The sequence below is a fragment of the Dokdonia sp. PRO95 genome (assembly GCF_000355805.1).
Classification (GTDB): Bacteria; Bacteroidota; Bacteroidia; order Flavobacteriales; family Flavobacteriaceae; genus Dokdonia.
In genome coordinates, this window is sequence record NZ_CM001837.1 from 492,383 (window position 1) to 515,074 (window position 22,692).

Consider the following 22,692-nt stretch of genomic DNA (forward strand, 5'->3'; position numbering starts at 1 on the left):
CACGTTAGATGGTATCATGCATACCGTTTAACGTGATTTTTATATATAGGCAGGCCCTATAGATCTTGCAATTTTGCCTAAAAACTAGCGGTAAAGGCTTTAATTTACAGAAATGGCTGTAAATTGAGCCTCAACAGTTTGATAATACAAAGAATAATGTATCTTTGCACGCTGATAGAGACGCTATCAATACATGAATTTCATTTAAAATAATACTGGAATGTATTTAACAAAAGAAGAAAAACAAGAGCTTTTTGCAAAGCACGGTAAAGGGAAAAACGATACAGGATCTGCTGAGGGTCAAATCGCAATCTTTACACAACGTATCTCACACTTATCTAACCACCTGAAAACAAATCGTAAAGATTATGTTACAGAGCGTTCACTAGTAATGCTAGTAGGTAAGCGTCGTTCTTTACTTGATTACTTAAAGAAAAAAGATATCTTACGTTACAGAGCTATTATTAAGGAACTAGGTATCCGTAAATAATAATTTTTTAAAAAGGGAGCTTCACGGCTCCCTTTTTCTATATATTTAATACCGATGTTTTGAGAGATACGCTTTCGCGAAATTTCAAAACGGATCACATTCTGAAAACACATTAGTACACAACCATAATGGCTAGTTACTAAAATTTCAGATTTTTGCCACAGGCAAAACATATTATATAAGACCTTTTGTATGATTACATATCATAACAAAAACGGCAGAGAAAGCTTTCACAGCTAGTTTTTCATTGGTGTCCGATTTTTGGGAAGTAACTACCCTTTAATCATCCCGTATCTTTTTACAGATACATCAACTACACAACGCAACGACACATGGAATACCCACGAAGGGTGTTCTAACATTAACAATTTTCGCGAAAGCGGGATTACAACAATCCTTTGCACGTGAGAATATCTCGACATAGATCGAGGTGAAAAACACATTTTATGATTCCAAAGGTTTACAAAGAGGTCATCGACCTTGGTGATGGAAGAGAAATCTCTATCGAAACAGGAAAACTTGCAAAGCAAGCACACGGATCTGTAGTAGTACAGTCTGGAAAGTGTATGTTGCTTTGTACAGTAGTATCAAACTACGAGAGTAAAGACGTAGACTTCTTACCACTTACGGTAGATTACCGTGAGAAGTTTGCAGCTGCAGGTCGTTACCCAGGTGGTTTCTTTAAAAGAGAAGCACGTCCATCTGACGGTGAAGTATTAACTATGCGTCTTGTGGATCGTGTACTACGTCCATTATTCCCAAAAGATTACCACTCTGAAACTCAGGTGATGATCCAGTTAATGTCTCATGATGATGACGTTATGCCAGATGCTATGGCAGGTCTTGCAGCAAGTGCTGCTATCCAACTATCTGACTTCCCATTTGAGTGTGCTATCTCTGAGGCAAGAGTAGGACGTGTAAACGGTGAGTTTATCATTAACCCTACTAGAGCACAGCTAGAAGAGTCTGACATCGATATGATGATAGGTGCCTCTGCAGATTCTGTGATGATGGTAGAAGGTGAGATGGATGAAATTTCTGAAGAAGAAATGGCAGACGCAATTAAATTTGCTCACGACCACATTAAAGTACAGTGTGAGGCACAGATACGCCTTGCAGAAGCTTTTGGTAAAAAAGAAGTACGCGAGTACCCAGCCGAAAGAGAAGATGCAGACCTTAAACAAAAGGTACACGACATGGCGTATGATAAGGTATATGCAATCGCACAAGCCGGATCTGCAAAGCATGAGCGTAGCGCTGCTTTTAAAGAAATTAAAGAAGAGATCAAAGCAACTTTTTCTGAGGAAGAACTTGAAGACTTTGGTGATCTTGTATCTAAGTATTACCGTGCTGCCGAAAAGGCTGCAATACGTGATCTTACACTTAATGAAGGACTTCGTCTTGATGGTCGTAAGACTACAGAGATACGCCCTATCTGGAGTGAGGTAGATTACTTACCATCTGTACACGGATCTGCCGTGTTTACACGTGGAGAAACTCAAGCACTAGCTACAGTAACGCTAGGTACGTCTAGAGATGCAAATAAAATAGACATGCCATCACATGAAGGAGAAGAAAACTTCTACCTTCACTATAACTTCCCTCCTTTCTGTACAGGTGAGGCAAGACCTATACGTGGTACTTCACGTCGTGAGGTAGGTCACGGTAACCTTGCACAACGTGGCCTTAAAGGAATGGTACCAGCAGATTGTCCTTATACAGTACGTGTGGTGTCTGAGGTGTTAGAATCAAACGGTTCTTCATCTATGGCAACAGTATGTGCGGGTACAATGGCAATGATGGATGCAGGTATACAGATGACAAAGCCAGTTTCTGGTATCGCAATGGGACTTATCTCTGATGCAGATAGCGGTAAGTATGCAGTACTTTCTGATATCCTTGGAGATGAAGATCACTTAGGAGATATGGACTTTAAAGTAACAGGAACGGCAGACGGTATTACGGCTTGCCAGATGGACATTAAAGTAAAAGGACTATCATATGAGATTCTTGTAAATGCATTACAACAAGCACGTGCAGGTCGTTTACATATCCTTGATAAGATTACAGAAACGATTGCAGCTCCACGTGAGGACGTAAAAGAATACGCTCCTAAAATGGTAGGTGTACGTATTGCAAATGAATTCATAGGTGCATTAATAGGCCCAGGAGGAAAAGTAATACAAGAACTTCAGAAAGAAACTGGAACTACCATCGTGATAAACGAAGATCCAGTAACAGAAGAAGGTATCGTAGAAATCTTAGGAACAGGTCAAGAAGGTATCAACGCCGTACTTGCAAAGATAGACTCTATTACATTTAAGCCAGTTGTGGGTAACACATACAAGGTGAAGGTAATCAAGATGCTAGATTTTGGTGCAGTAGTAGAATATCTTGACGCTCCAGGTAACGAAGTATTATTACACGTATCTGAGATCGCTTGGGAACGTACAGAAAATGCTAGTGACGTACTTTCTATGGGTGAAGAGCTTGAAGTAAAATACTTCGGTATAGACAAGCGCACACGTAAGGAAAAAGTATCTCGCAAGGCATTACTAGACAAGCCAGAAGGTTATACTGCACCAGCTCCTAGAGAGCGCAGTAACGATCGTGGTGGTCGTGACAACCGTGGTGGTCGCGATAACAGACGTGACGATCGTAAGAGAGATTAATTCTCATATAGCTGTAAGTCATTAAACACTTACACTAATCAATAATAGAAAATCGGTTATCCTTCACAGGGTAGCCGATTTTTTTTGTGCTACGCTTTCGCGAAAGCGTAATCTGAGGAATCGTGATTAAAAACTTCTTTTAAAAATCTACTCATATAACATGCCACCCATGCAAGAAATAATAAGTTTACGCGCAATCCTTACATATGCCGCTTAACACACAATTTATACTGTTTACACTATAGCCATCTGGCACAGTAAAATGGACTGTTTCTGGCAAGCACTCGATGGTGTCACAACTTTTACAGCGAAAGTGAAAATGATTATCAGACATATTCTTATCATCGCAGTCCATGCAAAGAGCAAAGTACTGCTTGCCATCTTCGGCGATAATTTTATGTACCATTCCATCTTCATGAAAGCGATTTAACACCCTATAAATGGTAGCTCGATCAATTTCTACATTTAATTTTTGCTCGATAGCCTCACGACTCATCGCTTTCCCTGTGTTTGAAAGTAAATTTAACACAGCCTCTTTAGATGGAGTATTCCTACGTTTCATGCATTGCTTTTAAAAATACAAAGTTAATGCAAATTAATCGCATTAACTTTATTGCGACATTGTCGCAATAGTGTGTACTTGTTGTATATTTACCAAAAAATAAAGCAATGAGAAGGAGGGTAATTATAAAGCAAGGCGCACTTGCATTAACTGCGATGATATCAACTCTTCCATTAACCGCTTTTAACACTATACATGTTATGACTAGTAATAAAAAATTTGATGTAATAATCATTGGCGGCAGCTATGCAGGACTATCAGCTGCTATGGCATTAGGGAGATCCCTTCGTGACGTACTTATAATTGATAGCGGTTTACCTTGTAATAGACAGACACCACATTCACACAACTTTATAACTCAAGATGGTGAAAAGCCCCGTGAAATTGCAAGAAAAGCAACAGCTCAGGTATTACAGTATAACACTGTTCAAATCCATAATGACCTTGCCATTAGTGGAGCGAAAACCAATGATGGTTTTAGTATAACTACAAAAAAGGGAGAGGAATTTAAAGCCAGCAAACTCATCTTTGCCACTGGGGTAAAAGATATAATGCCTGATATTAAAGGTTTTTCTCAATGCTGGGGTATCTCTGCCATACATTGCCCATACTGCCACGGCTATGAGGTAAAGCACAAAAAAACAGGAATTATAGCAAATGGAGATGTTACCTTTCACTATGCACAGCTCATACGTAACTGGACAACAGACCTTACTATATTTACAAATGGCACATCAACACTCACCAGAGAACAACACGATAAAATAAAGAGACATAACATCTCAATAATTGAAAAGGAGATCTCGCAGTTGCAACATGATCACGGGCAAATAGAGCAACTTGTGTTTAAAGACAATACTACATTTGAACTAGATGCTATATACGCACGACCAGAAATTGAGCAACACTGCGACATTCCAGCAATGCTAGGATGCGAGCTTACGGAGCAAAAGCTTATCAAGGTAGATGAGTTTCAAAAAACTACGGTAGGTGGCGTGTTTGCTTGCGGAGATAATTCGAGCCTTTTTAGAGCTGTTTCAAAAGCTGTTGCTGCAGGAAATATGGCAGGTGCCATAATGAATAACCAGATGACCGAAGCAGCATTTACATAAAAAAAGCAATCGTTTCTTTATGTTGAGAGCTAATATGTGCCCATAAACTCACGCAGCTGTATAACCAGCTACTTTTTATAGCTCATCCTCATCTTAGCCATCAAATCATTGTAAGAACAAATAACACTAGTAAATCACAATAACATCGGCCACCCTTCACAGGGTAGCCGATTTTTTTTGTGCTACGCTTTTGCGAAAATGTGAGCAACCACAACACTTCCCAAGGCATCATCAAAAATAACTTGTAAAAATATGGCTACAATGAGGAAATGCGTAAAGGAGATTGGTTGTAGTAGTGTATTTTAGTAGGCTTATTCTTTGCTTTAAAAAGCCTAGACCATTATCGTTCAAAGGCAATGGATAAAGATAAGTTCACGAATAAAAGAATGATATTAATCAAAAATAAATTAAGTAAATTTTTAAAAACTATTATAACAACTAAAACCTATAAATAATGAAAAAAATAGTCCTACTTACAATTGCTCTTATAACACTAAATAGTTGTGGAACTGACGAAGATGAACTTCAACCTAATTTATCATTTAATATTGAAAATGGGAGTCGATTCGCATCGTCCAATATTAATGTAACAAATACTACAACAAACCAAAATGGAGGTTATATATGGGAGGTGATTTCAGATTTCGAGACTCAAACCTTTACAACACAAGATTTAACTTTTGATGCAAATAGAATTGGAGATTACATAATTCGATTAAAATCCAATCAATTCGACATACAAACTGAAGACACTATTACTATAACGAGACCCCAAGCATTATTTTTTGAAAAAGTAACATTAAAAGACATCCCACAAAATTACAGCTCACTTTACTTTAAAATTTTTGAAATACGTTTGAACGGAAGTAATTCGTATACATATACTTCTCAGGCAAGGCAAAATATTAGCTCATTATTTCCAGAAACAATCGACTGGAATATCGATTTCCCAGGTAATATTATTGGCTTAGATGACGGTAGCAATAGTACTCAGAATGGCGCCGTTTATCAAGTTGAATTCTATGATAACAATGACAACTTAATAACCAAGATTAATCCCTTTAGTAATACTTACTTTAACACAAGTGAATTTAAAGCTGGAGATAAAGAGTTCACAACAACGTCAAATAATTGTTCAGGCTGTGATTATTTTGAAGTAACGTTTCAATTTAGTTTTAATTAAAAAATGTAATGAATTCCAGATTGCACATTTCCATTTCGAGATACCAATCGATTGGTACACCTTTGATTTCATACATTTGATATCTACTCATTCCAATAGATTAATTTTAAATCGGTTATCCTTCACAGGGTAGCCGATTTTTTTTGTGGCACGCTTTCGCGAAAATGTGAGCAACCACAACACTTCCCAAGGCTTCATTAAAAATAACTTATAGAAATATGGTAATAATGAGGAAATGCGTAAAGGAGATTGGTTGTAGTGGTGTATTTTAGAGGACTGTAGCGTAACGGTTTACCTAGCCGCATTTACAGAACCTTAAACGAGATACAATTTATTAAACTAAAATAGTTATCTAGCACACAATTTTACTAGGCTTACAGGCCAAAAATAGTGAACTTGCTGTTATGCGATAGTTAGCTGCAAAATAACCACCAATGAAAGAATGGACTGAAATTCCAGATATTAAACTCTTTTCTGACGGAGGAGCTGCACCAAATCCTGGGCAAGGTGGTTTTGGAGTGATTTTGTCATATAAAGGAAAACGAAAAGAATTTTTTCAAGGTTATGAATTAACTACTAATAACCGAATGGAATTGATGGGAGTAATTTTTGGACTTGAACGATTAAAAACAAAATCTAATGTTCAAGTGTTTACAGATTCCAAATATGTGATTAACGGAATAACAAAAGGTTGGGCAGAAAAATGGAAAAAAAACGGTTGGAAAAGAAAAAAAAATAGCCCAGCAATCAATAGTGATTTATGGGACAGATTATTAAATGCAATATCTGAACATAATGTAGAATTCAACTGGGTTAAAGGACATTCAGGACATACGGAAAATGAACGCTGTGACGCCCTTGCAACTAATGGGATAAACTCAATTGAACTTGTAGATGATGTTGGATATCAAGATATAGAAATTGACAATTATCAAAGTTCACACACGAATTAAACATTTAACAAAAAAAGCAAAGTTAAGATAAAAAACGTAGGTGATGAATGCCGAAAATGTGGAGAGCCCGTAATAAAGAAAACACCCAAAAAGAAAAAAATAAAACCAAGTCAATCATATTATTTTGAATATTATCTTTTTTGCCCTTCTTGTAAAACAATGTACATGACAGAAGATGGAAAAAGAGAAATCATTGACCAAAACAAACTGTTTAAATAAATTCAATACTTGAAACCCATAGCTCAATAAGATTAAAATTCCAGCAGAATAAGGACTAAAATAAAATATGCAAATAACTAAAACCGATTTAAGCGGACTTAATGAAAAACAGAGGCAAGCAGTAGTTTCCAAATGTAAAAGACTTCTTGTTCTTGCAGGAGCAGGTTCAGGAAAAACCAAAACACTACTTCAAAAACTAATCTACCTCATTGAAGAAAAGGGTATAAATCCAAGTAATATTTTAGCAATTACATTTACTAAAAATGCTGCTAATGAAATGCTTGATAGATTAATCATTTCAGCAGACGACACGGAAGAATATGCCGGAATTCTTGCAGATAAAAATCGAACAACCAAAGAGAAAGATACTGAACGCTACTTTTTCACTAAAAAGCACAAATGGATTGACAACTTAACATTAAGAACGTTTCATAGTCTTTGTTACAGTATTATCAGAAACTTTGGTGTAAATGAATTTGACAATAAATTCAAAATTATTGGGGACACCAAAGCAAAAGATGATGAATTTGCCAAGTACTCTGCAACAGAAACCGCTTTTGAGGTCATTCATAAAATCTTAATCGAGAATTGTGAATCTAATGAGTACCTACTCGACTTGAAAAGGTACATTTTAGATTATATGATTGACAAAATTCATATTAAAAAAGACAAACGTATTTCTTTACCTAAAGATGGTAAATTCTACACAACGTTAAATGGAACAAAGGTTCGGTCTAAATCTGAACAATATATAGCTAATTGGCTTTATAGACACAGCATTAAATTTGAATATGAGCCTAACGTAAATTTTAGGGATTTTGATTTTCGACCAGATTTCTATATTCCAGAAGCTAATTTATATTTAGAACACGTTAGTCAAAAAAGCTACCCAACTAAAGGAAAAGAGCAACAATTCAACAAAGCAAATAAATTGTTAGTCAAAACATTTGAGCACCAAACTAATGATACTGCTCTATTTAATCTAGCACTAGAGAGAATTGTAAAAAACAGGCTTCCTTCAAACTATCATTTTTCAACTGCTTTATCATTTGAAGAAGAATTCAAATCATATCATAAAGAAATTAAGGATTATCTACGACAGACTATGCGAGTGATTGATATGGTTAAAGTGGAGAATTTACCAGCTAAAAATGTATTAGAACAATCACAAAAAGACCAACACGAAAGAGTAAGAGACTTTTATAAACTTGCAATTCCAATCATTGAGCAATATCAATCGTATTGCACCAACAAATCATATCTAGACTTTAATGATATGATTACAAGAACTATCTCGTTATTCAATAATCACAAAGAAATAGCAGATAAGTTTAGAGCAAAATACAAGTACATTCTTGTAGATGAATTCCAAGATGTGAATAACTTACAAGTCGAGTTAATAAAACTTCTGCTCACCGACAACAATCAACTTTTTTGCGTAGGCGACGATTGGCAAAGTATTTATGGTTTCAGGGGTTCAAATGTAGATTATATAGTCAACTTCAAAGAGCACTTTAAAGAATCTGAAACCATAAAATTAAGTATGAACTACAGGAGTACCGAACATATTGTTGGTGCAAGTAATGAAGTAATTAAGCATAACAAGTTCAAGGTGGATAAGGATGTTCGTTCAAATAAAAAATCAAGTAGTAAAATTCACATTTATGCAGGCAAAAATGAAGCTGAAAACATTGAATATGTCCTTGACCAAGTCATCAAACTAAAAGACAAAGGATATACAAAAGAAGATATTCTGTTTTTGTATCGTAGAAGTAAAATGTATAGTCCATATTTTGAACGATTTAAACAAGAGCGAGTTTGGGTTTCGGGTAAAACAATTCACGCTTCAAAAGGACTTGAGGCAAAAGCAGTATTTATAATTGGTCTGACTGAGGGAAACGGTGGATTTCCAGACATTTGGATGGAAGACAGAGTTTATCAGGTAATTAAAAAATCAAATCACGATTTGTTACTTGAAGAGGAAAGGCGACTATTTTATGTTGCAATTACAAGAGCTAAAGATAAATTATTCTTGATTACGGAAAAAGGGAATGAATCAAGTTTTCTAAAGGAAATTCCGGATGATTTTACTTTCAAAACAAGCATACCCTTTAAATCAGTAATTGAACAAATAACTTTATGCTCGAATTGCAACAATCAATTGGATTTACGCTTCACATTTTGTCCATATTGCGGAGAAGAACAAAATTTAGACAAATAAAACCCAGCCCATAACAAAGAACTGAGTTAAAAATCAAACCTATTTAAAAGTTCCTTTTAGAATAGAAAAATTAAAGACAACACACAAAAATTCGGCTCGTGTGTAATCCGAAAAGCTATAGCTTATTTTCAGCGATACTTTTCCTACACGGAGCCTCTATAAAACAATATGAAAAAAACTCTGGTATTAGTAATAATGATTCTGACATCTAATTTAGTTGATGCACAGTTTGTAAAGGAAAAATCATTAAACGTCCAAATCGGATATGGACTGAGCGCGCCGAATAATAGCGTTGGTGAAATAGTAGATGATGGATTTTTTGCTCAAGGAGAATTAGTACTAAAAGTAACTTCTTGGTTTGAATTAAGACCATATGCTGGTTTAATATTAACTAACTCAAACGGAAAAGACTTAAATGACAATCCAACGGATGAAAAAGCCGAATCAAAAGCATTTTTATTGGGTGGAAAATCAAGAGTTAGAGCTCCAATTCCCTGGGTTGCACCTTATATCGAGATCGGCATAGGAACTTCTATTGGGAAATTTGAAACATTTACTACTTTCAATAATATTGATAAAAGCGGAATAATTTACCACATACCTTTTTCCTTAGGGTTAGAATTAGGACGAAATAACAATGTTGACTTAGGATTCACTTATTACTTTCAGCCTTCTGTTGAACAGTATGTTGGAGCATTTGCAGTCGGAATAACATTTCCGTTGAATAATTAACGTTTTGCAACAAAGAACTGAATTGAAAAACAAGCCTACTTAAAAGTTACTTTTAGTATAAAAAAATTAAAGACAAAACACAAAAATTCGGCTCTGTGTTAATCTTAAAAGATAGTGTCATTTTAGTGATTGTTTTCCATATACGGAGACATCACTACACACCTAAGTATACAGGAAACCTCAAAACTAATCACCCAACTAACAGTTTCAAATTATGATGAATAACAAGATCATCGCCCTCATAAAAATCTCTTTTACTATCTATCTGGCGGCAATGCTATATTGCTTATTTACTAATGGTTGTTATGATTTTTATTATAAGTACTCACCAAAAATTTCTTTGGGTTTTTTAATTCTATTTTTAGTGTTACTAGTTATGGCTATTATTAAAAAATCTAGCAGAAAGACTATAGCCCTTAATGCTGTATTTTTAATACTTAGTTCTTTTATTTTCATTGCTCATCTACTCAATATTTAATATGAAAAATGTAATAATTTACAGTTTTCTCATAGTAGTCTTTAGTTCTTGCGCGCAAAAAGCAGAGACTAACCTAGAGTCAAAAAGTAAAGGTGATAGTGCGCTACTAGGAAGTGATATACACTCGCAAAGTTGTTACCCAAATGAAATAGAGGCGTACCTAAATGACGCAGACAAGTCTGGTACCAATATTCGTAAAAATCCTAACGGAGAGATCATAACAACACTCACAAAGGATGATGTAAACTTTGAATATATGTTGAGGCTCACAGCGTCACAAAACGGATGGTTTAAAATTAAAAACCCGATAATGGGCGTCGAAAATGATACCAATATCCCAGGCGGAGAAGGCTGGATACATGGCTCTGTAATATCTGTTGACACTCGTAATTATCAAGGAGAACATTAAAATTACTAGATAAGCCAGAAAGTGGTAAGACTCTTGTGATTTTTGAAGAGCAAGTAGCTGGTCTTAACATAATAGAGATTTGCGGTAATTGGATAAAAGTTGAATATAACCACCATATAGGTTGGATTGAAAGTAAATGGTTATGCGGTAACCCGCTTACTAATTGCTCGTAAGGAATAGTATCTAAGTGGATCACAGAAAAGAAGTTTTAAATAAAGAAGATAATTAAAAAACAAACCTATTCAGCTGCGCACTCAGCCAATGCTTTAAGTTACTATTAGCTTATAGTTTTTTAAAGTAGGACTTCCTGATTTTATTATGGGAAAGGCTTTTTTCAAGAGCTTGTTTTTAGTGCTACGCTTTACACATGAGACTGTTTTGCACAATTAAAAAACTACAAAATGAATAAAATTTCGAGAATAGCAAATAAAGTTTTTTATTACTCGTTAGGAATTTCACTTTTACTAGGAATTGGGTTTTTCGGATTTGAGATTTTTAAAAGCCTTTATCTCTTCGTTGGTTATTCTTTCGCCTTTGTACTAATTCCTTTAATAACATTATCGCTATTAATTATACTTATTTCGAATTTTAAAAAATTCGGATTTCTAAACGGTATCAAAGAATCGAGTATTAATATTTTCGCTTTAACGATATGCTCAGCGTTAATATGGTTTGTTCAATCTTACGCATTAAAAAAAAGTAATCAAATCAACGTAAAAGTCATTAATACATCTGAACTTGGAATTTCAAACATTACGCTCATCGGTCGTAATGCATTGACTAAAATTGACACTTTAGCCCCTGAAGAAAATAAGACTATAGTTTTTAAAGGAAAACAAATCAATTATAAAACGGAAAACAGTTATGAAAATGAAATTCGTTTACTTTACTATTTTGATAAAAAATGGAGAGAAAATAAAATATTGAGCGGTTTTAGTAGATGGAGAGTGATTGATAAGGATTGGGAAATCAAAATCCATAGTGCGGATTCTATTGAATTAAATCAAAAGTAAAAACCCGATAAAGAACTTAGCTAAAAACCAAAAAACCTCCTAAACTAACCTCCCAACCCCACCACCACATGTTTGAAAAATCAAAATCCTTCTTATACAGAATCGTTTTTATGATTTTGTTTATTGTGCTCGCAAAAACTTGCGTCTCAGACTATATAAATGGTGGTGATGAGTATAGAAGAAGGGACATTTGAATTATTGAGATAATTAATAGAAGCCTAAATAATTTTCAACTACATCTCTGCAATACCAAATCTTTAACAACACAATCAATCAAAAATCATGAGTAAACCATTACAAAATTTCATTATTGGATTAGGCATCGCTTCCATAGTTTTTGCACTTTATGGTGTATTTAATGGCGGAAAATTCATAGAGGCTATAGGAGGTATTGTCATAGGAGCATCACTTATTGGTGCGATTGTGATTAATCAAAATAGAAAAAGTAACTGAAGTCAGTAGACACATATCTACACTCTAAATTCTTCATATCAATAACAACATCATCCATTAAATCATCATCAATCATAAAATTAAATGAATAGTAATCTCCATTTCAAATTACTCCTACTTATATGCATTAGTGTAGTTTTCAAAAGTAATTCACAAATAACTCTTAGTCATAATGTTGGATCAACTCCTGTAGAGACGGATATGACATCATGTGAACGTGATGAAAGCTGGTCTCGCATATTCAAATTATCCGATTTTGGTATAGCTGCTAGTGAGCAATTTATAATTACATCTGGACAAGTAGGGCTCAGTAAATCAAGTACTGGAGCTTATCTTGAATTTAATATCTATAGTATTGATGGCGATTTCCCTTACTATCCTTACTCAGTATATCCAACTACACATTTGGGTGGTTATGGTCTAGGTCAATCTCCAGAAATCAATGGAACTCCAGAAATTATAGAGACAGACTTTGATAGACCAATTATAGTACCTGCCGGAACCGAAAGAATATTAGTTACAGTTTCAAAAACAGATGATTTTTATAATGAAGAGTCTGGTGAAGTTTTTATAGCGGGCACAGAACAAGATACAGGAGTTTCTTGGTATTGGGGTTGTGATGACAATGGCTATATAACGCCAACAACAGATTTAATCACTCCGGTTGATGATGCAAACTTTTATATTAACGTAACAGGAAATGTTATTGATGTAAACAGTAGAGGTACAATCACAAGACTATCCCATAATGCTTGTGATGATATTGTTGAAACTAATATACATTCTTGTACATCTTCAGATATATACTGGTCACGAGCATTCACCTTAGAAGAATTTGGAATTTCAACTAATGAAGAATTTACGATTAACTCTGGACAAGTTGGAATTACCAAATCTAGCTATCAACCAGAACTAAATTTTAGGATTTATAAGATTGATAATAATTTTCCATCTTCTTTTTCCGAGTCTGATTTAATAGGTAGTAGTCAATACCAGCAAATTTCACCCAATATAGGTGATAATCCACAAATTATAAATATTGCCTTTGACACTCCTGTAGTTATACCTCCAAATGTAGAACGAATTCTAGTAGAAGTACACAAAGGCATTACTTACGGCAGTGCTTTAGCATTCATAGCAGGAAGTACTCAAGACAATGATGTCTCTTGGCAAAGGGGCTGTACTAGAAATGTAAATACTATTAATGGTTTTGCAACAGCTACACAAATAGGTGCTCCTGATGCAAATTTTTACATAAATGTTACTGGAGAAGTAAATAACATTTATAATGATTTTGAAATGAACGTCTCAAATATTTGTGCTGAATTTGTAAAAGAATTTAGTCTCGAAGGTAATTCTACGATTACGTCGGTATTATGGGATTTTGGTGATGTTGCTTCGGGCGACAGCAAGACATCAAGTGAATTATCACCATTCCATGATTTTTCTGCAGATGGAATTTACACCGTTACCGCTACTATAACCACAACTAGCGGCAGCTCAGAAGTTATTACTGAAACAATTTCTGTAACCGAACCACCTCAAGCCTACGGAATTAGCAACATAACACAATGTGAAGATATGGAAGGTACTGGTATTTCCTCTTTTGACGTGTCAAATATCACCAATCAGGTATTAGGTGGACAGCAAGACAAAACTGTAACTTTTATAGATGGCGTAGGTAATGAGTATGATGTACTGCCCAATCCTTTTACAAACACTGTTAGTAATCTAGAAACAATAACGGTGCGAGTTGCTCATAACAATAATCTTTGCTGTTATTCTGAAACCTCATTTGATCTGATTACTACCCCACTCCCTATTCTTGAAAACATTTCAGATATCACTAACTGTGAAAATGCAACACAAGGATATTCGGATTTTGATTTAAGTATGATAGCTACAGATATATCGCAAAATCAACCAAATAGCACCATACAATTTTTCAATGGTAACGGAGTAGAACTTCAAGAACCTCTACCTAATCCGTACTCAAATAGTACACCATGGCAAGAGATAATCACAATTAAAGCGACAAATAATCAAACCGGGTGCTCTAATGAAACAACCTTTAATTTGAATGTTGCAGCAAATCCAATAGCAAATGATATCGAGATTCTTACAGGTTGTGATGATAACGAAGACGGCATTTCAGAATATTTTGACACCTCTAATGTAGAAAGTCAAGTTATGGGTGATCAATCTGGAATGCAGGTTTCATATTACGACACTGCAGGAGCCTTACTACCCTACCCATTACCAAACCCTTTTACAAATACAGAACCAGACATTCAGGACATCATTGTTAGAGTTACTGATCCATCAACAGATTGCTATTCAGAGACCATATTGACACTAGAAACCTCTCAGCAACCAGTAATAAATGAATTAGACAGCTTGTTTGCATGTAATCAAACTGATGGCTTTTCACAGTTTGACACATCACAAATTGAGAATACCCTTCTTGGGAATCAAACAGGTCTAATCGTAACATATTGGGATAATTCAGGTAATGCCTTACCTAGTCCGCTGCCTAATCCTTATCTGAATACCGTAGCTTTTAATCAAACTATAAACGTAAAGGTTGAAAATGAATTAAACCCACTATGCTATTCAGAAACCTCATTTAACTTGATTATTAATGAACTACCTGAAATACAATTAGAGGAAGAATATTTTATCTGTAATTCAGAAAACAGCCTATCCCTTAATGTAGAGGCAGGTTTTGAATCATACTTGTGGCTATACGAAGATGGCACTACTATATCAAATACAAGGACGGCAAACATCAGTACAGAAGGAAACTATACGGTTATAGTTGCTCAAATGGAAAATGGCATTTCATGTGAAAATTATTTTGATTTTACATTAATTCGCTCGGCGCTACCAGAAATTCAAGAAGTAAGATATGGTGAACTAGGAAATAATTTTATTGAGATAATTACTTCAAGTGTTGGTGATTTTGAATATTCAATTGATGGAATTGATTTTCAAAACAGCAATTATTTTTCTGATGTTTCAGGCGGAATCTATAACGTTCAAGTAAGAGATAAGGAAGGTTGTGGAAAAGATAGTAAGAAAATAACAGTAGTCGATTATCCTAAATTTTTCACACCTAATAATGATGGCTATCATGATTTTTGGCACATCTATGGAATAACAAATTACCCAAGTGCCAAAATACACATATACGATAGATTCGGTAAGCTATTGAAACAACTTTCTCCCTCAGAGCAAGGGTGGAATGGTATTTACAGAGGTCAAAAAATGCCGTCAAGCGACTATTGGTTTAGCGTAGATCTTGGTCAAGGGACTCTATTTTCTGGACACTTTACACTTAAGAGATAAGTAAAAAAAATGCTAAAAAAACATCTCCTTATAATATTGACCTTATTTATTAGCCTTCAAAGCTTCTCTCAAAGAAAATATCAAAAGAGTGAGTATTCTAAATATCTAGAACAACACCCTTTCGGCTCAATATCTGAGAATTATGTATTAATCCTTTCTGGATATTTTGATGATTGTGGAGAATTTGGTGGGCACGAAGAAACCATTGAACTTACACGAATTGACAGAAAACTAACGGCCATTATCACCATTTTTGATAATAATTGTGATGGTAATACCGCAGCAAAATTAGATTCACAGTCCTACTTAGTTAAAGAAGCTACTGTACCTCTTTTTCAAGATTACTTAAATCAATTATTGACAAAGAGCTTAGCTTATTATATTCCTTATCATGTAGGAAACACCTACACAGCAATTTTAGATTTCAAAAAGATCAATGATAGTGAAGAGCTTGATGATACTTTTAAAAGAGTACACCTTGTATATCCTAGTGTAAGCTCAAAATGGCCTGCCTTTGAAAAACTAAAATACAACATCATCAATCAATAACTAAATGCCTCAAAACACCACACCTAAACCTCACATAAACAAGCACGTAGGCTGGATACGAGTGCTTGCCATTATCCTTCCTTACCTATTTATTGTTGGTATATTTCAGCTCATAGGCTACTATGTTATTGGCATAGATTATAATGAGCTTCCTACACAGAAGTCTCCTTTCCAGTTATTTGTAGGCACCATATTCTCTTTACTAGGAACACTTACTGTGATATGGATTTTTATAAAATTTGTAGATAGAAAACCTTTTATCGAGTTAGGTTTTGCGCTAAAAAACAGGAAGAAAGACATCATCGTTGGTCTACTTATAGGCGCGGCAATCATGGCGCTGGGTTATCTTATCATGTTATCAATGGGCGAAATTCAATTTAAGGGCTTCCATTGGGATGCTATACAGCTGCTGTATTCCATCCTCACGTTTGTAAATATTGCGATATTAGAAGAGGCGCTGCTGCGTGGTTACGTACTGCGCAACCTGATGATTTCTTTTAATAAGTACATCGCTCTTATTGTTTCGGCGCTGTTGTTTTCATTGCTTCACGCAGTAAATCCTAATGTAGATATGTTTGCGCTAGCCAACTTATTTCTAGCGGGTATTTTACTAGGGATTTCATATGTGTACACTAAGAATTTATGGTTTCCTATCGCGCTGCATTTGAGCTGGAACCTTTTTCAAACCTTATTTGGTTTCAATGTAAGTGGTATTGATTCGTATCATCTTATTGAAATTAGCATCACAGAAAACAACCTCCTCAACGGCGGTCTTTTTGGTTTTGAAGGCTCCATATTTTCTATCATTTTTCAGGTGATTACTATTATTCTGATAGTTCGGTATTACAACAAAAACAAAGACTCTTCAGCGACAGCATAACAAACTGTTTCAACCATTACATATTGATTTCATAAGAGCTTATGGGGAATGAGTACGCTTTCGCGAAAGCGTGATTACCCACATCAACCTCTTACTATTTAATTTTCCATACTTTTAACCCATAGTCTTTCACTAGACTAGTGTTAAACCTACCCTGCAACTATCTCAATGTTGATAGTTGGGTCATTATACATCACTACTATGAAGAAAATATCGTTAGTACTCGCACTCATGGTTACTGCAGTTGGATTTACTCAAAACAAGCAAGATGCTCAGCCTAAGCTTGAAAGCAATACGGTCTATTTAAAAAAGATAGCGCATAGAACGTCAAGTATTGAGCCTATTGCTAACCCTGAGAATAATCCGCTTACTACTAAAATCAACGCACTAGAGAACGATCTCAAAGATATGGAGGCAATGCAACTTCAAGATTCATTCTTGTTACAAGATTTATCTAGTTACGCCACAAAGGATGATGTCTTTAATGGCTACATCAAGCACTTGCGCGGCTTTAAGACACCTAGCGTATATGTTGAGGAAATTGTAAAATTCCCACCCGTAGTGGAAGTGGGCAACACAACAAATAAGTTAAAACTTGGTAATGGAGTAGCAGAAGCTCAAGCAGCACTAGACCAAGGATCCATAAGACAAATGCGTACGGAAGATAGCAATCCATCTACCGGGGTTGAAATTATCTCTAACAGAAACCCAAGTAGTAAACCCTTACCTAATGCGGAAAACAATCCGCTAATAGCGCAAATAAATGCACTAGAAGCTGCGCTGATAACGGCAAAGGTTGCTCAATTTCAACAAGAATTTGAAACCACATTTTATGGAGTAGATGGTAATCAAAGTAAGGATGTAGATAATCCAGATATGATTTTAAACAACTATATCAATAATCTCGAAGAAAACCTACAAAAGCAGGGCTACTACAGAAGAGTTTCTGAGCGCTTGAGACATAAGAACAGGGCAATGGTAAAGAAACCTGGTCTAGAGCATAAAGCTGGTGTTACCCCTGGCGGAAAATTAATGATGCAACAAAGAACAAATACAAAAGCAACGACTGTCAAGAAGAAAACAAAGCAGTAAATAGCACAGAAATAACTATCCCAAACAAGTGAACACCTCACCACCTACAAATCCAAGTTGGAGCGCCTGTACTACGTGTAATGGGCAGGGAAGTAAAAGTCAGCGACTTCGTAAGAAAGTGCGCTTAGCTTACCAGCGAGCGGTTGCGGAGTATGAGGAATCAGATAAAAAAGGCATCGCTCCCACTCGACCAAAAAGACACCAAAGCAAATGCATTGCATGTAACGGCTCCGGTATAACCCCAGCACCATCTCCACCATCACCAGATACAGAGCACTATCCTCACGTGGCAATTATAGGTGCTGGCATAGGAGGTGTGGCGCTAGCGGTAGCTTGCTTACATCGTGGGGTTCCGTTTACGTTATATGAGCGCGATAAGAGTTTTGACGCACGTTCGCAAGGCTACGGCCTTACCTTGCAACAAGCGAGCAAGGCAATTGAAGGTTTTGGAATCACTCAATTGGATGAGGGAATTGTGTCTACTAGGCATCTCGTTCATACTCCAGAAGGTACGGTCGTAGGTGAATGGGGCATGAGAAAGTGGATGGAAGAAGATGATGATGCAAGCCCTAAGCGCACCAATATTCACATAGCTAGGCAATCATTACGACTTGCGTTGCTAGAACAACTGGGCGACTCGCCACACATACAATGGGGACATCAATATGTGGAGCACAGCAGCGCTCAAAATGGAACTTTAAAAATAAAATTTCTAGTAGATGGAAATATTAAAACCACAAACGCCCACCTCATTGTAGGTGCCGACGGCATACGCAGCGCAGTGCGCAATACCGTTATAGACGAGAAAACGTCGCCATTACAATACCTGGATTGCATGGTGATTTTAGGTATTTGTTCGCTAGACAAACTAGATGATGTAGAAAGCACCCTACTGGATCAAGCAACGGTTTTTCAAACGGCAAATGGTCACGAGCGCATCTACATGATGCCTTATGACAAAGATGCTATTATGTGGCAGCTTAGCTTCCCCATCTCAGAGCAAGAAGCGATAGCGCTCAATCAAGCGGGGCCAGCAACACTTAAAAAGGAAGCGATTAAGAGAACGCAATGGCATTACCCTATCCCACAAATTATGACAATGACTCCAGAAACCTTAATTTCTGGCTATCCTGCTTACGACAGAGCACTATTAAAACCTGAATTATTGAAAAACGCTGGAGCAATCACCTTACTAGGCGACGCTGCACACCCTATGAGCCCTTTTAAAGGACAAGGCGCAAACCAAGCACTTCTTGATGCGCTGGCGCTAGCCAGAGCAATATCGGCAGGCTGTAAGCCTGGATCAAACTGGAAAGAAAGAGGATTAAGAGAAAATGTACTCAACACTTTTGAGGAAAGCATGCTAGAACGCACCGCCTCAAAAGTAACCGACTCCTCAAAGGCAGCTGCTTTTTTACATTCTCCTATAGTACTTGAAAAAAATAATGCCCCCCGGGGAAAATCCTTTAGAAACAAGGATTAAAACATCGTATAAAGTGTCGTTACAATTCGTCCCTTACCATCACTTGGTAGCGTAACACTCAGTTGTCGTTCTTCCACAGCCTTCATATTAAAAGGCGGCATTAACAGCTGGACACCACTTTTCTTCTTCAATCTAGTTCCCTGACCAGAAATAATATCTTGATTAGGTGTAAAATCACCATCTGGCAGATGTTCAGTAAGAATTACATATTTAAAAGAAACCAATTTATTTACAACACTCGCTATCTCACGATTAGATAGATGTTGTAACACTTGTCTTAAAATCACGCAATCACCCTTGGGAAGTGCTTCTGTAGCTATGTCTAGACAATTGAAACTGAGTCGTTCATTTTTAAAGATAGCTTTATTGTGCTCAATAAGCGCCGCCACAATATCTACACCTGTATAGCGCTGTGCGTAAGGAATAAGCTTGCTACCTATATTAAAATCTCCACAACCCAGATCACATACTGTAAGTGGCTTTTCAAAAGAGCTAAGAAATGCTGTCACTGCCTCCACATATGGAACAACAATCTCAGGATGGTGTGATCCTTCACCAGAGTAAAAACCAGAAACACCAGCTCCCCACAGGTTCAAATCATACACCTGCTCCATCGCCTTTTTTGTAGGCCATGGTTTTTTAGCTTTCACCGAGAGATTATCTTTTGACATTTAAAAAGTTTATAAAGTTCAAAGTACTAACATCTATTCTTCACCTGCAACCCATCAAGAAATTTGGATTAAAATATCGCTATGGTAAATTCGATGTTAGCATTGATGTATCACGCTTTCGCGAAAGCGTAAACTCCAAATTATTACTCATAAGAAAACAATAAAAGTTCCTCTGCAAAGAGGAATTCAAGAAGATATTTACACAACTGAACAATCAAAAGTCCCTCTTCGAAGAGGGATTTAGGGAGATGTCCGCAAAGAGAAACTCAATAACATGCTCTGTCAAGAGCAAAATGCAACCCACAAAACAAATAAAAAGTCCCTCTTTGAAGAGGGATTTAGGGAGATGTCCACACAGAGAAGAATACCATATCCTAATAATTCAATTCAAGAAAATGTCCGCACAGAAAAACTCAACAACAACTTACCACAAATTAGAACAAAGAACCCTTGCTCTGCCAAGAGCAAAATACAACCCACAAAACAATCAAAAGTCCCTCTTCGAAGAGGGATTTAGGGAGATGTCCACACAGAGAAGCTAAACAAAATTTATCTATACTTGGATTTAAGGAGACCTCCGCAGTACACAATTAAAAAATTAACACACAATTGCATAACACCTTATCAATTAATCGTAATATTGCAATCAACAAATAAGTCAATCATGGGATTAGCAAAAACTGAGATGTTTACAGATGAGCAAAATGAGATTTCTCTTTTTGCCAAAGCTTTTGGTCATCCAGCTCGAGTATCCATACTACAGCATTTATTTAAAATAGATTCTTGTGTATGCGGAGACCTAGTTGCCGAAATAGGGCTTGCGCAACCTACCATCTCACAACATTTAAAGGAACTCAAACTTTTGGGTCTTATTAAAGGAAATGTGGAAGGTACGAGTGTGTGCTACTGTATAGATAAAGAAAACTGGACCGCCATGAAAAATGTAATGGCAGCTTTTCTTGACCAAGATCTAAAGAGTAGCGGAGAGTGCTGCTAAAAAAAATTACATTTATTAATCGCATTATCGCAATAAACAAATAGCATTATGAAACTATCACAAATTAAAACAGCTTTACAAGAGTTAAAAACCATTTCTTTCCAGTTGCCAGATGGCTCTTTAGTTCCTAATCACTTTCACGTTACAGAAGTGGGAAAAGTCACTAAAAACTTTATTGATTGCGGAGGTACCGTACGTTATGAGGAAGTTGCAAATTTCCAACTTTGGAATGCAGATGATTATGATCACAGACTTCACCCAGAAAAGTTACTAGATATCATCCAACTTTCTGAAAAGATGCTTCACATGGGAGATCTTGAGATTGAAGTAGAGTACCAAGCAGACACGATTGGGAAATTTGGGCTTGATTTTGATGGCACTTCATTTTTACTCACTAGCAAGCAAACAGATTGCCTCGCAAAAGATAATTGTGGTATTCCTGAGAAGAAGACCAAGCTACAATTTGCTGATATACCAGCAGGAAGTTCTTGCGAACCAGGTAGCGGATGTTGCTAAAAAATCTCTTATAAATATTGTCATCATGGCTATAAATAGAACGGCACTATTTCCAGAAATAGTAACAACAATAGAAGGATTATCTACAACTTCGATATCTGAGCAGCGGAAAGCAGTCTTGCAACCACTAGCAGATTATATACAGTCTAAGGCTTCTAACAAAGAAGCCATTAGACTTAATTTTATTTGCACGCACAACTCACGTAGGAGTCACCTATCGCAAGTATGGGCGCAAGCAATGGCCGGCTACTTTGATATAACAAATGTGTCTTGCTATTCTGGTGGTACGGAGGCAACAGCACTCTTCCCGATGGCAGCACAAACACTTGAGGGCGCAGGTTTTCAGATAGCTATTATATCAGAGTCTGATAACCCAGTGTACAGCATCAAATATGGAAGCAATGAGCAGCCAGTGATTGGATTTTCAAAAACAATGGATCATGATTTTAACCCTAGTAGTAAGTTTGGAGCAATAATGACCTGTTCTCAAGCAGATGAAGGTTGTCCTTTTGTGCCAGGTGCAGAAAAACGTTTTCCTATTACTTATGATGATCCAAAAGCGTTTGATAACACTCCGCAACAGGTAGAAAAATACCAAGAACGAAGTCTACAAATCGCAACCGAATTACTATTTGTATTCGCTCAAATAAAACCATAGC

General features: G+C 36.2%; 20 protein-coding genes. 18 read left to right on the forward strand and 2 right to left on the reverse strand.

Going from position 1 to position 22,692, the window contains the following annotated elements; all coding sequences use genetic code 11:
• Nucleotides 1–220: 220 nt before the first annotated feature.
• Entirely contained in the window at nt 221–490 is a 270-nt protein-coding gene (gene rpsO / locus D017_RS02045) for a 30S ribosomal protein S15 (protein WP_035334411.1), read from the forward strand.
• Nucleotides 491–936: 446 nt separating this feature from the next.
• Entirely contained in the window at nt 937–3,162 is a 2,226-nt protein-coding gene (locus tag D017_RS02050) for a polyribonucleotide nucleotidyltransferase (protein WP_035334412.1), read from the forward strand.
• A 187-nt stretch (nt 3,163–3,349) separates the two neighbouring features.
• Here D017_RS02050 and D017_RS02055 read toward each other — a convergent pair whose 3' ends face one another.
• Nucleotides 3,350–3,724 (reverse strand): transcriptional repressor, encoded by a 375-nt coding sequence (locus D017_RS02055; protein WP_035334413.1) that lies wholly within the window; start codon nt 3,722–3,724, stop codon nt 3,350–3,352.
• A gap of 200 nt (nt 3,725–3,924) precedes the next feature.
• Between D017_RS02055 and D017_RS02060 the strand changes: the two genes are divergently transcribed.
• From D017_RS02060 to D017_RS02120, 13 genes are all read left to right on the forward strand, one after another.
• Nucleotides 3,925–4,836, forward strand: coding sequence for an NAD(P)/FAD-dependent oxidoreductase (locus D017_RS02060; protein WP_035337824.1), 912 nt, complete (start codon nt 3,925–3,927; stop codon nt 4,834–4,836).
• A gap of 454 nt (nt 4,837–5,290) precedes the next feature.
• A complete protein-coding gene (locus D017_RS02065; protein ID WP_035334414.1) occupies nt 5,291–6,019 on the forward strand; it encodes a hypothetical protein in 729 nt (242 codons plus the stop codon).
• A gap of 434 nt (nt 6,020–6,453) precedes the next feature.
• On the forward strand, nt 6,454–6,972 hold the full coding sequence (gene rnhA / locus D017_RS02070) for a ribonuclease HI (protein WP_035334416.1): 519 nt from the start codon (nt 6,454–6,456) through the stop codon (nt 6,970–6,972).
• Nucleotides 6,973–7,258: 286 nt separating this feature from the next.
• Entirely contained in the window at nt 7,259–9,412 is a 2,154-nt protein-coding gene (locus D017_RS02075; RefSeq protein ID WP_081804617.1) for a UvrD-helicase domain-containing protein, read from the forward strand.
• Between the two features lie 168 nt (nt 9,413–9,580).
• Nucleotides 9,581–10,144 carry a hypothetical protein gene (locus tag D017_RS02080; RefSeq protein ID WP_035334418.1) on the forward strand — a complete coding sequence of 188 codons (564 nt, stop codon included), beginning with the start codon at nt 9,581–9,583 and terminating at the stop codon, nt 10,142–10,144.
• Between the two features lie 479 nt (nt 10,145–10,623).
• Nucleotides 10,624–11,031 (forward strand): SH3 domain-containing protein, encoded by a 408-nt coding sequence (locus tag D017_RS02090; protein ID WP_035334422.1) that lies wholly within the window; start codon nt 10,624–10,626, stop codon nt 11,029–11,031.
• Nucleotides 11,032–11,432: 401 nt separating this feature from the next.
• A complete protein-coding gene (locus D017_RS02095) occupies nt 11,433–12,044 on the forward strand; it encodes a hypothetical protein (protein ID WP_035334424.1) in 612 nt (203 codons plus the stop codon).
• A 282-nt stretch (nt 12,045–12,326) separates the two neighbouring features.
• A complete protein-coding gene (locus tag D017_RS15310) occupies nt 12,327–12,497 on the forward strand; it encodes a hypothetical protein (RefSeq protein WP_160164951.1) in 171 nt (56 codons plus the stop codon).
• Nucleotides 12,498–12,581: 84 nt separating this feature from the next.
• Nucleotides 12,582–15,845 carry a T9SS type B sorting domain-containing protein gene (locus D017_RS02100; protein WP_225969321.1) on the forward strand — a complete coding sequence of 1,088 codons (3,264 nt, stop codon included), beginning with the start codon at nt 12,582–12,584 and terminating at the stop codon, nt 15,843–15,845.
• Nucleotides 15,846–15,881: 36 nt separating this feature from the next.
• On the forward strand, nt 15,882–16,394 hold the full coding sequence (locus D017_RS02105; protein ID WP_152023844.1) for a hypothetical protein: 513 nt from the start codon (nt 15,882–15,884) through the stop codon (nt 16,392–16,394).
• Nucleotides 16,395–16,398: 4 nt separating this feature from the next.
• Nucleotides 16,399–17,274: a type II CAAX endopeptidase family protein gene (locus tag D017_RS02110; RefSeq protein ID WP_035334428.1), complete on the forward strand. Its 876-nt coding sequence runs from the start codon at nt 16,399–16,401 to the stop codon at nt 17,272–17,274.
• A gap of 201 nt (nt 17,275–17,475) precedes the next feature.
• Nucleotides 17,476–18,366 carry a hypothetical protein gene (locus D017_RS02115; protein WP_035334430.1) on the forward strand — a complete coding sequence of 297 codons (891 nt, stop codon included), beginning with the start codon at nt 17,476–17,478 and terminating at the stop codon, nt 18,364–18,366.
• Nucleotides 18,367–18,394: 28 nt separating this feature from the next.
• Nucleotides 18,395–19,849, forward strand: coding sequence for an NAD(P)/FAD-dependent oxidoreductase (locus D017_RS02120; protein ID WP_035334432.1), 1,455 nt, complete (start codon nt 18,395–18,397; stop codon nt 19,847–19,849).
• Here D017_RS02120 and D017_RS02125 read toward each other — a convergent pair.
• Nucleotides 19,846–20,520 carry a class I SAM-dependent methyltransferase gene (locus D017_RS02125; protein ID WP_035334434.1) on the reverse strand — a complete coding sequence of 225 codons (675 nt, stop codon included), beginning with the start codon at nt 20,518–20,520 and terminating at the stop codon, nt 19,846–19,848. The genes D017_RS02120 and D017_RS02125 overlap by 4 nt on opposite strands.
• Before the next feature lie 664 nt (nt 20,521–21,184).
• Between D017_RS02125 and D017_RS02135 the strand changes: the two genes are divergently transcribed.
• The 3 genes from D017_RS02135 to D017_RS02145 are packed head-to-tail and all read left to right on the forward strand — an operon-like array spanning nt 21,185 to nt 22,691.
• Nucleotides 21,185–21,517, forward strand: coding sequence for a metalloregulator ArsR/SmtB family transcription factor (locus tag D017_RS02135; RefSeq protein WP_035334437.1), 333 nt, complete (start codon nt 21,185–21,187; stop codon nt 21,515–21,517).
• A gap of 48 nt (nt 21,518–21,565) precedes the next feature.
• Nucleotides 21,566–22,033, forward strand: coding sequence for a DUF6428 family protein (locus tag D017_RS02140; RefSeq protein WP_035334439.1), 468 nt, complete (start codon nt 21,566–21,568; stop codon nt 22,031–22,033).
• Nucleotides 22,034–22,058: 25 nt separating this feature from the next.
• The gene (locus D017_RS02145) at nt 22,059–22,691 is read left to right on the forward strand and encodes a protein-tyrosine-phosphatase (protein WP_035334441.1); all 633 of its coding nucleotides are present in this window, start codon (nt 22,059–22,061) and stop codon (nt 22,689–22,691) included.
• Nucleotide 22,692: the final 1 nt, after the last annotated feature.